This is a genomic window from Kitasatospora sp. NPDC057512, from assembly GCF_042802135.1.
Lineage (GTDB): Bacteria > Actinomycetota > Actinomycetes > Streptomycetales > Streptomycetaceae > Kitasatospora.
This window is the reverse complement of record NZ_JBHVET010000225.1, coordinates 1-11253: the sequence shown is the minus strand read 5'-3', so window position 1 is coordinate 11253 and position 11253 is coordinate 1. Positions and strand designations below refer to the sequence as shown.

General features: G+C 72.4%; 7 protein-coding genes and 1 riboswitch. Of the genes, 2 read left to right on the top strand and 5 right to left on the bottom strand.

What is annotated here, in order from left to right; translation table 11 throughout:
* Positions 1-40: 40 nt before the first annotated feature.
* The 5 genes from ACFU6K_RS16990 to ACFU6K_RS16970 all read right to left on the bottom strand — a co-directional run bounded on the left by ACFU6K_RS16990 (position 41) and on the right by ACFU6K_RS16970 (position 8102).
* Positions 41-1036 carry a ribonucleotide-diphosphate reductase subunit beta gene (locus ACFU6K_RS16990; RefSeq protein WP_380663782.1) on the bottom strand — a complete coding sequence of 332 codons (996 nt, stop codon included), beginning with the start codon at positions 1034-1036 and terminating at the stop codon, positions 41-43.
* A 20-nt stretch (positions 1037-1056) separates the two neighbouring features.
* Positions 1057-3468 (bottom strand): ribonucleoside-diphosphate reductase subunit alpha, encoded by a 2412-nt coding sequence (locus tag ACFU6K_RS16985; RefSeq protein ID WP_380663781.1) that lies wholly within the window; start codon positions 3466-3468, stop codon positions 1057-1059.
* A 190-nt stretch (positions 3469-3658) separates the two neighbouring features.
* Positions 3659-3793: riboswitch (cobalamin riboswitch) on the bottom strand.
* Between the two features lie 72 nt (positions 3794-3865).
* Positions 3866-5566, bottom strand: a complete 1701-nt coding sequence (locus ACFU6K_RS16980) for a glycosyltransferase family 39 protein (protein WP_380663777.1) — start codon at positions 5564-5566, stop codon at positions 3866-3868.
* A complete protein-coding gene (locus ACFU6K_RS16975; RefSeq protein ID WP_380663774.1) occupies positions 5566-6678 on the bottom strand; it encodes a glycoside hydrolase family 26 protein in 1113 nt (370 codons plus the stop codon). Before ACFU6K_RS16975 ends, ACFU6K_RS16980 begins: the two co-directional genes overlap by 1 nt.
* A gap of 5 nt (positions 6679-6683) precedes the next feature.
* Positions 6684-8102 (bottom strand): glycosyltransferase family 2 protein, encoded by a 1419-nt coding sequence (locus ACFU6K_RS16970; protein ID WP_380663779.1) that lies wholly within the window; start codon positions 8100-8102, stop codon positions 6684-6686.
* Positions 8103-8536: 434 nt separating this feature from the next.
* On the opposite strand from ACFU6K_RS16970, the gene ACFU6K_RS16965 reads away from it, so the two are divergent.
* Both ACFU6K_RS16965 and ACFU6K_RS16960 read left to right on the top strand, forming a co-directional pair.
* Positions 8537-9757 (top strand): ricin-type beta-trefoil lectin domain protein, encoded by a 1221-nt coding sequence (locus tag ACFU6K_RS16965; protein ID WP_380663773.1) that lies wholly within the window; start codon positions 8537-8539, stop codon positions 9755-9757.
* 94 nt (positions 9758-9851) lie between these two features.
* Positions 9852-11228 (top strand): LamG-like jellyroll fold domain-containing protein, encoded by a 1377-nt coding sequence (locus ACFU6K_RS16960; RefSeq protein WP_380663771.1) that lies wholly within the window; start codon positions 9852-9854, stop codon positions 11226-11228.
* Positions 11229-11253 lie beyond the last annotated feature (25 nt).

Below are 11253 nucleotides of genomic sequence, written 5' to 3'. Positions count from 1 at the left end.
CGGCTGTGGCCGTGCGGGGCACCTCTGTCGTATCTGTGGTTTAGAAGTCGTCGTCGAAGGCGACGGTGCCCTCGACGGCGACCTGGTACGCGGACACCCGGCGCTCGAAGAAGTTGGTCAGCTCCTGCACGTTCTGGAGCTCCATGAAGCCGAACGGGTTCGTCGACCCGTAGCGGATCGGCAGGCCCAGGCGGGCCAGTCGCTGATCGGCCACGGCCTCCAGGTACTCGCGCATGGAGGCGGTGTTCATGCCGGGCAGGCCGTCGCCGCACAGGTCCTGGGCGAACTGGAGCTCGGCCTCGACGGCCTCCTCCAGCATCTCCGTGACCTGCTTGGCCATCTCGTCGTCGAAGAGGTCGGGCTCCTCCTCGCGGACGGTGTCGACCACCGACATCGCGAAGTCCATGTGCATGGACTCGTCGCGGAACACCCAGTTGGTACCGGTCGCGAGACCGTGCAGCAGGCCGCGCGAACGGAACCAGTACACGTAGGCGAAGGCGCCGTAGAAGAACAGGCCCTCCACACACGCGGCGAAGCAGATCAGGTTGAGCAGGAACGCCCGCCTGTCCTCCTTCGTCTGCAGCGACTCGATGTGGTCGACCGCGTTCATGTACTTGAAGCAGAACTGCGCCTTCTGCCGGATGGAGGGGATGTTCTCCACCGCCGCGAAGGCCGCGTTGCGGTCCTCCGGGTCGGGCAGGTAGGTGTCCAGCAGCGTCAGGTAGAACTGGACGTGCACGGCCTCCTCGAACAGCTGACGCGACAGGTACAGCCGCGCCTCCGGGGAGTTGATGTGCTTGTAGAGGCTCAGCACCACGTTGTTGGAGACGATCGAGTCGCCCGTCGCGAAGAACGCGACCAGCCGGCCGATGAGGTGGCGCTCGCCCTCGCTGAGCTTCGCCAGGTCGGCGACGTCGGAGTGCAGGTCCACCTCCTCGACGGTCCAGGTGTTCTTGATCGCGTCCCGGTACCGGTCGTAGAACGACGGGTAGCGCATCGGGCGCAGGGTCAGCTCGAAGCCGGGGTCGAGCAGCATCTTGCGGTCTTCAGGGGTGCTCACTGGCAGGCCTCGCAGGACTCGGGGTTCTCCAGGGAGCAGGCGATGGCGGCTTCCTGCTCCGGGGTGAGGGAGGGGGTGTTCACGGGCACCGGCGCCGGCGCGGCGGCACGGGCGGTGCCGGACGCGGCCTGGGCGATGCGGGTGGCCGGGCGCGAACGCAGGTAGTAGGTGGTCTTCAGACCGACCTTCCACGCGTAGGCGTACATCGAGCTGAGCTTGCCGATGGTCGGCGCCGCCATGAACAGGTTCAGGGACTGGCTCTGGTCCAGGTACGGCATGCGGGCCGCGGCCAGGTCGATCAGCGCGCGCTGCGGCAGCTCCCAGGCCGTCCGGTACAGCGAACGGACCTCGGCGGGCAGCCAGTTCAGGTCCTGGACGGAGCCGTTGGCGTCGCGCAGGGCGTCGCGGGTCTGCTGGTCCCAGACGCCGAGCTCCTTGAGCTCGCGCACCAGGTACGGGTTGACCTGGAGGAACTCGCCGGACAGCGTCTCGCGCTTGAACAGGTTGGACACCTGCGGCTCGATGCACTCGTACACGCCGGCGATGGACGCGATGGTCGCGGTCGGCGCGATGGCCAGCAGCAGCGAGTTGCGCAGGCCGGTCTCGGCGATCCGGGCGCGCAGCGCCGTCCAGCGGTCGGCCCACTGCGGGGCGGCCGTCGGGAAGTGGTCGATGTGCAGCTCGCCGCGGGCGGCGCGGGTCTCGCCGTACGCCTCGTGGCGGCCGAGCTGCTCGGCCAGGTCGGCGGAGCGCTCGTACGCGGTGAGCATGATGCGCTCGGCGATCAGCGTGGACAGGCGGGCGGCCTCGGCGGAGTCGAAGTCGATCCGCAGCTTGAAGAAGACGTCCTGGAGGCCCATCACGCCGAGGCCGACCGGCCGCCAGCGGGAGTTGGAGGTGCCGGCCTCGGTGGTCGGGTAGAAGTTGATGTCCACCACGCGGTCGAGGAACGTCACGGCGGTGCGGACGGTGGCGTCGAGGCGCTCCCAGTCCATGGCGCCGATCAGGTCGTCGGCGGTGGCACCGGGGGCCACGTGGGCGCCGAGGTTGACCGAGCCGAGGTTGCAGACGGCGGTCTCGGAGTCGTCCGTGACCTCCAGGATCTCCGTGCACAGGTTGGAGGAGTGCACGGTGCGGCCCGGCAGGGCGGTCTGGTTGGCGGCGCGGTTGGAGGCGTCCTTGAAGGTCATCCAGCCGTTGCCGGTCTGCGCCAGGGTGCGCATCATGCGGGCGTACAGGGTCTGCGCCGGGATGGTGCGGACGGCCTTGCCGGCCAGCTCGGCCTTGCGGTAGGCCTCGTCGAAGTCGGCGCCCCACAGGTCGACCAGCTCCGGCACGTCGGCCGGGGAGAACAGCGACCAGTCCTGGTTGGCGTTGACCCGGCGCATGAACTCGTCCGGGATCCAGTGCGCCAGGTTGAGGTTGTGGGTGCGGCGGGCCTCTTCGCCGGTGTTGTCGCGGAGCTCCAGGAACTCCTCGATGTCGGCGTGCCAGGTCTCCAGGTAGACGCAGGCCGCGCCCTTGCGGCGGCCGCCCTGGTTGACGGCGGCGACCGAGGAGTCGAGGGTGCGCAGGAACGGCACGATGCCGTTGGACTTGCCGTTGGTGCCGCGGATCAGGCTGCCGCGCGAGCGGATGCGCGAGTAGGACAGGCCGATGCCGCCGGCGTGCTTGGACAGGCGGGCGATCTGCGCGTAGCGGTTGTAGATCGAGTCCAGGTTGTCCAGCGGCGAGTCGAGCAGGTAGCAGCTCGACATCTGCGGGTGCCGGGTGCCGGAGTTGAAGAGCGTCGGCGAGGAGGTCAGGTACTCCAGGCGGCTCATCAGGCCGTACAGCTCGGACACCTCGCGCACCGACTGCTCGCTGTCGCCGACCGCCAGGCCGCAGGCGACGCGGAGCAGGAAGTGCTGCGGGGTCTCGATCACCTTGCGGGTGATCGGGTGGCGCAGCAGGTAGCGGGACTGCACGGTGCGCAGGCCGAAGTACTCGAAGCGGTCGTCGCCCGAGGCGTCGATCAGCGCGTCCAGGGCGGCGGCGTGCTTGGCGACGAAGTCCGCGGTGGTGTCGCCGATCAGGCCCTCGGCGTGGCCGACGGCGATCGAGGCGGAGAAGGACACCGAGCCCTGGCTGTTCGCCTCGTCGACGATCTCCAGCGCGAGCAGGCGGGCGGCCAGCTTCGAGTACTGGGGGTCCTCGGCGATCATCGACGCGGCGGCGTCCACGGCCAGCCCGCGCAGCTCGGCGAAGTCCGAGCCGGCGTGGCGGCCGCGCAGCGCGGCGGCGGCGACATGGCCGGGGTCGACCTCGGTGAGGTCGGTGCTGCGGTCGGTGAGCAGCCGCAGCAGCGCGCCCCCGGGGTCGGAGACCGTCGGGTCGGTGAAGGCGGTACCGGAGCCCTGGGCGGGCAGGGTGGCTGAGGCAGCGGTGGTCAAGGCGCTCTCTCCTGGCGGCGATCGGCGGCGGTGCTCGGGGGCTACCGGGCCGATCTGGGCAGGGGAGCACGGCGCGAACGCAAAAAGCGTCGCGCGAGGTGACTCCCCGGCCCGCCCGCGAGGCCCGGAGGGGTACTGCTCGTGCCGGCGCGGCCTCTGCGGGAGGGCCGTGGCGCACGCCGTCGGCAGGTACTCGGACTCGCGGGGTGCGGCTGCTGGAGCCGCCCGCTCACCGCTGCGGGGCAGTCCCGGATTCGCACCGGGTTCCCCTGCATCGACAGCAGAAGCGAGCATACATGTAGTGCCGCCGGACTGCGGCGGCACCATATGTTGTGCCTGTCGTGTCGCGGATGTGCGTGGGCAGGGCGGCCGGTCAGTGCTTCAGATAGACCTTGTACGTACTCGAATCGCCGGTCGGCGAGGTGAATTGGGCGACCAGCCGGTAGTGTCCGGCGGTGCTCAGGGCCTCGCTCAGGGCCCGGTCGGTGGCCCTCGGCGCGGTGCTGTCGAGGACGACCATGGTGAACCAGCCGTCCCGGATCGCGGCCACGCTGCCGTCGTCGCCGTGGTGCTCGGTCCCGGCCCCGTCGCGGTAGTCCGTGCCGGCCCGCGCGGAGACCCACTGCTCGGGTTTGGAGACGCCGCCGAGGTAGTACTCGGCGAGTCCGTCGACCTCGGTGAGGTAGCGGCCCTGGGGCTCCGTGTGGACCCGCAGGACGGCCAGCAGGCGGCCGGAGTCGGGCCCGTTCTGGTAGCGCAGGGCGGACTGCTCCAGGCCGAGGGCGAGCAGGGCGACCCAGACCAGGATGCCGAGCTGGGGGTGGCGGAAGTGGGCGCCGACCAGCCGGGTCAGGCCGACCCCGGCGAGCGGGGCGGCGAGCAGCATGCCGTAGCCGAGGTGGCGGAACAGCGCGCCGGAGGTGCCGGTCCACAGGTGGGCGGCGGGGACCAGCAGGGCGGTGGCGGTCAGGACGGCCCCGAGCAGGGCGCGCCGGCCCCGGGTGGTGGGGAGGGCGTCCTTCTCCGGCGCGTCGTGCTCGGGCATCTGTTCGCGGCGCGCGTAGGCGATGGTGCCGGCCACCGCGAGGACGGTGAACAGGCCGGCCCACTGGAGCGTGCCGAGCAGGATCGAGCCGGCCGAGCCGGGGGCGTTGCCGCGCGAGGGCGACCACCCGGCGACCTTGCCGAGGGTGCCGTACGGGAGCAGCAGGACGAGGGTGCCGAGGGCCGCCAGCAGCGCGCGCAGGGCGGCCGGGCCCACCCGGTGGTACGGCCGGGCGCAGGCGAAGGCGAGGGCGACCAGGGCGGGGACGGCGAAGGCCGCGGAGTAGGCCGTGGCACAGGCCAGCGCCGTGGGCGGGGCCGCGAGCAGGGCCAGGGCCGGATGGCGGCCGGCGGTGAACACCGTGGTCCAGGCCGCGAGGGCGACCAGCAGGACGGCGAGGGACTCGGGCGCGGCGTAGAAGCCGACCACGACGGTGGACTGGAGGACGGCGTACCCGGCGATGGCGCAGATGGCGACCCGCTCGTTGAACAGCCGCCGGGTCAGCGAGTACAGCAGGACCGTGGTGAGCAGCGCGAAGCCGAGGCTGAGCAGCCGGGTGCCCCAGATGCCGTTGGCGTCGGCGGCGGCGCCGGCCAGCGGCGGGTAGAGCCAGGGCGAGCCGTGCACCCGGTCGACCAGGTCGGTGGTGACCGGGGTGCCGTGCAGCAGGTGGGCCAGCTGCTGGCGGCCGGCGACCATGGCGGCGGCCTCGTCGGGGTGCGCGGCGGCCAGCAGGCGCAGCGAGAGGGCGGCCTGGACGGTCAGGACGGCGCCCAGCAGGCCGCGGGCGATCCAGCGGCGGCGGGGGCTGGTGCCCGGGTCCCAGCCGATCGCGGGGACCTGCGGGATGGTGTACGGGGCCAGCTCGACGCCGTCGGGGTTGTCGACCGCCGCGGCCGTACGGGGCGCGTCGGGGCTGCCCGCCGTCGCAGCGGCCCTGGGACCATCGGGCTCCGGGTCCGGCTCGGCGGCCGGGCCGTGGGCGGAGCGGCCGTGCGGGACGGGGGAGAACTCGGACTCAGTGCTCATCAGGGGTTCCGGATGTCGAAGCCGTAACGGGGGTCGGACACGCGCTGCTTGAACGCGGCGAGGGTGTCCGGCACGGCCTCGACCCGCCAGTCCGCCCGCTTGACGATGTTGAACCAGACGAAGCCGACGATGTCGTCGTGCGCCTCCAGCCCGGAGAACAGCTGGTCGATGTCCGCGAGCTGGCGCTTGCCCTGCTCGGAGGCGGTCTCGCTGATGAAGAAGGGCTTCTGGGAGAAGCCGCGGATCTCGGCCATGGTCGGGCCGTAGAGCGCGTCGAAGGTCTTGGGCCCGGTCTTGGTGAAGTAGCCGGTCATGCCGGCCCAGTCGACGTAGGTGTCGCCGGGGTAGTACGGCGCCAGCCGGGTGTTGGGCGCGGGGTCGGTGATGTTGGGGCTCCAGACCCAGATCACGTTGGTGGCGCCGGCCTGGTCGAAGAGGTCGTGGACGTGGCGCCAGGCGGCCACGAAGTCCTCGGGGGTGGCGGCCTGACGGCCCCACGGGTACCAGTCGCCGTTCATCTCGTGGGCGATGCTGACGGCGATCGGCAGGTTGAACCTGGCCACGGCCTTGGCGACGCCGCGCACGTAGTCGTCGGTGTCGCCGGCCGCGATCGAGGCGAGCGAGCGGTCGTGCGGCTCCCAGGCCATGAAGGGCAGTGCCCCGGCGTCGTGGATCCGGCGGGCGCCCGCGGTGTCGAAGCCGCCCTTCCAGTGGGCGTAGAACTCCAGGACGTTGGGCTGCTTGCCGATCGCGTCGCGGTAGCCGGGCAGCGCGTCCATCGTGGCGGGGACGTCGGGCAGGGCGGCGCCGAGGTACTTGCGGCTCGGCCTGAGCAGCGGCGTGACGTCGTACGGGACGCCGGCCGGCAGGGCCTTGGGCTGGGCGGGCGCGGGGGTCGCGCCCGGAGTGCCAGGAGCGCCCGGAGTGCCAGAAGCGCCGGAAGCGCCCGGGGCCGGGGTGGCGGCCGGGGCGGCCTGGGCGAGGTCCTTCTGCATCGCGAAGCCGGGGTCCTCGGGGCCGCACGCGGTGGTGAGCAGCAGGCCGGCGGCGACCAGCAGCGGGAGCGCCAGCCGGCGACGGAGCCGGGCGGCCCGTCTCGGGTGGGCGGTCATGGCGATCACACTGCTTCCGTCGGGCGGGGCTGGACGAGGACCCGGCCCACGATGGTGGCGTAGAAGAGGCCGGAGGCGAGGACGAGGGCGAAGTTCAGCGGGCCCATGGTGAGCATCCGCCAGATGCTCAGCAGCACCCAGAGCAGGGCGGTTCCGCCGCCCCAGGCGATGACGCCGATCCAGAACCGCCGGGTCCTGTTCCGCTTGGCGCCGCTGGAGCCGGTCGGCTGCCAGGCCATCCGGTTGCGGCGCACGATGTCCCAGATGGCGAAGACGTGCGCCCAGCCGTACATCATGCGGGCGGCCCAGGCCTCCAGCCGGTAGGGGTTGCGGTGCCAGAGCGGGAAGACGACCGTCGCGTAGAGCAGGCCCGGTAGCACCAGCGCGGTGTTCTCCCAGCGGATCAGGTCGGGGCGGGCGAGCAGCAGGACGATCGGGATGAGCGGTGAGACGACGGTGAACAGCGCCGTGTGGATGTAGTAGAAGAAGCCGGACAGGTAGCAGGCCCGGGTGATCGGCCGCAGCTTGGTCTGCCAGAACTTCCTGCTGCCGAGCAGGCTCATCGAGCCGGTGCACCAGCGGTACTGCTGGTTGAAGAAGCCGCCGACGTTGTCCGGGCAGACGCCGGTGGCCAGCGCGACGGGTATGTACTGGAGGTCCCAGCCGAGGCGGCGCAGGTCGAACCCGGTGTGCACGTCCTCGGAGTGGCCGATCAGCGTGGTGCCGCCGTTCTCCTCCAGCGCCGCGCGCCGGTACACCGCGCAGCTGCCCACGCAGATGGCGCCGTCGCTGCGCTGCCGGGAGACCTGGACGGTCCGGTAGAACAGCTCCTGGACGGCGCCGGCGCCGCGCTCGATCCAGTTCTGCGAGTCCAGGATGCGGAAGAACTGCGGGGACTGGACGATGCCGAGGCGGGGGTCGGCCTCCATGTAGGGGAGCATCTCGTTCAGCAGGTCCGGCCGGGGCGCGAAGTCGGCGTCCAGGATGAGGATGTAGTCGCTGTCGGAGTTGCGGAAGCCGAACTGGAGGTTGCCGGCCTTCTTGAACCAGCCGAGCTTGTCGCGGGTGCCGTACACGAACCCGAAGTCGACGGCCATCTGCGCGAGTTGCGGGCTGTTGCTGTCGTCGAGGACGTACGGGGTGACGTCGCCCGGGTACTGGTCGCGCAGCCGGGCGACGTGCGTCCAGGTGTTGTGCAGCACCTCGATCGGCTCGCCGGCGACCGGGAGGAAGATGTCGACGGTCGGATGGTGTTCGGGCTGCCAGGACTTGACCAGGGCCCGGTGGGCGGAGAGGTCGAAGGTCTCGTTGAAGCCGTGCACCCAGCGGGATATCAGGTAGTAGACGATGGTGAAGGCGAGCGGCGGTATGAAGAAGAGGAACCACGGCGTCGCGCTCAGCAGCCCGATCTCGCTGGCCACCATGCAGGCGAAGCTGATGAGGGAGAAGCAGGTCAGCACCCACAGGTTGGTGCGGGCGTAGAGGTACTTCTCGGTGTTGTCCGGTGGTTGGGGGAGCAGGCCCCACCGGTTGCGGGCGGCCGGGCCGCGCCGGCTGCGGCGTCGTGAGACCGGCGGCTGACCGCTTCCCGCGAGTCGCGCGCTCTCGGTGACAGTCACGTGCTCTACTCCCCCGAAGCCGTACTGAGACTGAACCGTCCCCGCGCGGCGGCCGTTGTCGCTCGGGCACCAGGGGACGCCAGGATCGTACGGGACCGATCGCTCTGCGTCCGCTTCCCCCTGTTCGACCGGCCGCCCGGAACCGATATCGAGTTCCGATCGTGATGTGGACGGGGTGCGGCCGGAGAGCCTGTGTACGGTTGTCCGTTCGACGGGCGAGGACGGTTCGGGGGAGAGCGATGGGCATCGAGGACGGCGCGGCCGGGCGCGTGGCGCGGGGCCTGCGGGCGGTCGCCGCCTTCGGTGCGGTCGCCGCGCTGCTGGCCGGGTGCAGCGGCGACGTCGGGGCGGTGGAGGGGCCGGCCGGCCCGGCGACGGCGCTGTCCGGGCCGGGCATCTGCTCGACCGCGCAGGAGCCGTTCCCCAAGCTGGCGATGGACGGCGGCGCGAAGATCCTCGAACCGAACCCGTGGAACACCGCGGGCACGGTCTGCGTGGACCCGGTCGGGGACAGCGGGTTCACGGTGTCCCGGATCAACGACTTCGTCCCGAGGAACCCGCTCGCCCCGGGCGCCTACCCCAACGTCTCGACCGCCCCGGGCGCGAGCGGACTGCCGGTGCCGGTCAGCGCGCTCGGCGACGCCACCGCGGACTGGGACGCCAACGGGCGGGTGAGCGGCTCCTTCAACCTCTCCTTCGACCTCTGGTACGGCTCCAGCCCGGACAACTGCCTGCCGGGGGAGAGCGCCGAGGTGATGATCTGGCTGGACGCCACCGACAACGTGCGGCCCGCCGGCGACAAGGTGGCGGACGCCCTGCCGTTCGGGGACGCGAGCTACCACGTCTACCAGGCGCCGATCACCGGCCCGCACAGCGTGATCAGCTACGTCCGCACGGCACCCACCCACACCACCCGCGGCCTCGACCTGCGGCTGTTCACCGCCGACGCGATGGCGCGCGGCTACGTCCCGAAGAGTTCCTACCTCTGCCGGGTGCAGGCGGGTTTCGAGGTCTGGAGCGGCGGGACCGGCCTGCGCAGCAACTCCTTCGCCTTCCACAACCGGGTCGGCCTGCCGTCCGGCGAGGTCCCGGCGGGCGCCCCGGGGATCTGCCTGCGGCACGGCGGCGGCGGGACCGCCGGCAGCCCGGTGACCGTCGGATCCTGCGGCGACCAGGCCGTCTCGACCGGGTGGACGGTGGGCAACGACGGTTCGCTGCGCGGCGGGGCGGCCTGCCTGGCGCCGGGCGCCGACCGCTCCTCGGTGACGCTGGCCGAGTGCACCGGCGGCTCGGCCCAGCGCTGGGTCACCGCCCCCGGGCAGCGGCTGAAGCACCCGGACACCGGGCTGTGCCTGGGCACCGCGGGCGGGGCGCTCGCGGACGGTACGGCGGTGCTCCTGCGGCCGTGCGCGGACACCGTCTCGCAGCGCTGGAAGCTGCCCTACAACGGGGTCGCGTGAGCCGGCGTCGCACCCGGGAGACCCCGGCCGCGCTGACGTTCCGTCCGCGCACCCCCCATGGGCGTGTCGGGGTGGATGCCCTAGCATTCGGGCCATGAGCGATCGACCGGTACCGAGTGGCGAGCCGGGCCAGCCCGCCACGCCACCGCAGCAGGCACCGGCCGGGGGGCCCGCTCCGGCCACCGGTGTGCCACCGCAGTCCCCGAGCGGAGCCTTCGGCCCCGCGTCCGGCTACGGGCCGCCGCCCGCCGCGCCCGCGCAGCCCCAGCAGATGACGCCGCATCCGGTCGCGCCGCCGGTGCCGCCGGTGCCGCACCAGGGCGGCGGACCCGCCCCGGTGGCGCCGGGGCCGGTGCAGCCCGGCCCGGTGGCACCACAGCCCGTTCAGCCGCTGCCGGTTCATCCGCAGGCGCCGATGCCGCAACCCGGACCGGCCGTCGGGCAGCCCTTCCCGCCGGGCCCGCAGCCGGTCCAGCCGCAGCCGGTCCAGCCCGTGGCGCACTGGCAGCAGCAGGGCGGCTTCCAGCCGCCCGTCCCGCCGCCCGGCCCGGCGCTCTCCCCGGCGGGCACGCCGAACTGGGAGGCGCTGGCCGAGCAGAACGAGCAGTCCGCCAAGCGCGGCCGCCGGCTCAAGCTGATCGGCGCGGTGACCGCGGTGGTCGTGGTGGCCGCCGCCGGTGGCGGCGGGTACTGGTACTACCAGCACGGCAAGGAGAAGACGCCGGTGGCCCACGGCCCCGGGACGCCGACCCCGACGGTCTCCGGCCCGTCGAACACGACGAGCGCGCCGCCGCTCAAGGGCATCGACAGCCCGCCGACCGTCGGCTCGCTGCCCGCCAAGAAGGGCGCGGCCGCGCTCAACCTGGGGGCGGACGCCAAGCAGGGGACGATGGCCGGCTTCTCCGGGCAGGTCCTCAAACTGCCCAGCGGCCAGGACTCGTTCGCCTCCACGGCCGCGTCGGTCGTCGAGGTCAACAAGAGCTTCACCGTCTCCGCGCGGGTGCTGGTCGACGTGCCCAACGGCAACCGCAGCGCGGTCAGCCAGGGCGACGGCCAGTACTACTCGTTCGCGCTGGGCCGGGCCAACAACAACGGGCACGACCAGTGGTACTTCAAGGTCCAGGTGCCGGGCGGCGGTTCGGCGATCGCCTGGTCCAAGGGCGACGCGACGGTCAACCAGTGGGTGCTGCTGACCGGCGTGTACGACGACCCGTCGGGCCAGCTCACCCTGTACGTCAACGGCGCTCCGCAGTCCTCGGCCAAGTCGGCCGGGGTGCAGCCGAGCGGCACCAACTCCCTCCAGGTCGGCCGGCTGAGCTCCAACTCGCAGTGGGCCGACCCCTGGCACGGAGCCGTCGCCGACATCCAGGTGTGGGACCAGGTGCTGCCCGAGGCCGACATCGTCAAGATCGTGGCCGGCCCGAGCTCGCCGCCGTCCATCGCGCCGACCCGCGCCTGGCTCGGCGGCTAGCGCCGCCAGCGGCGGGTGCCGCGGG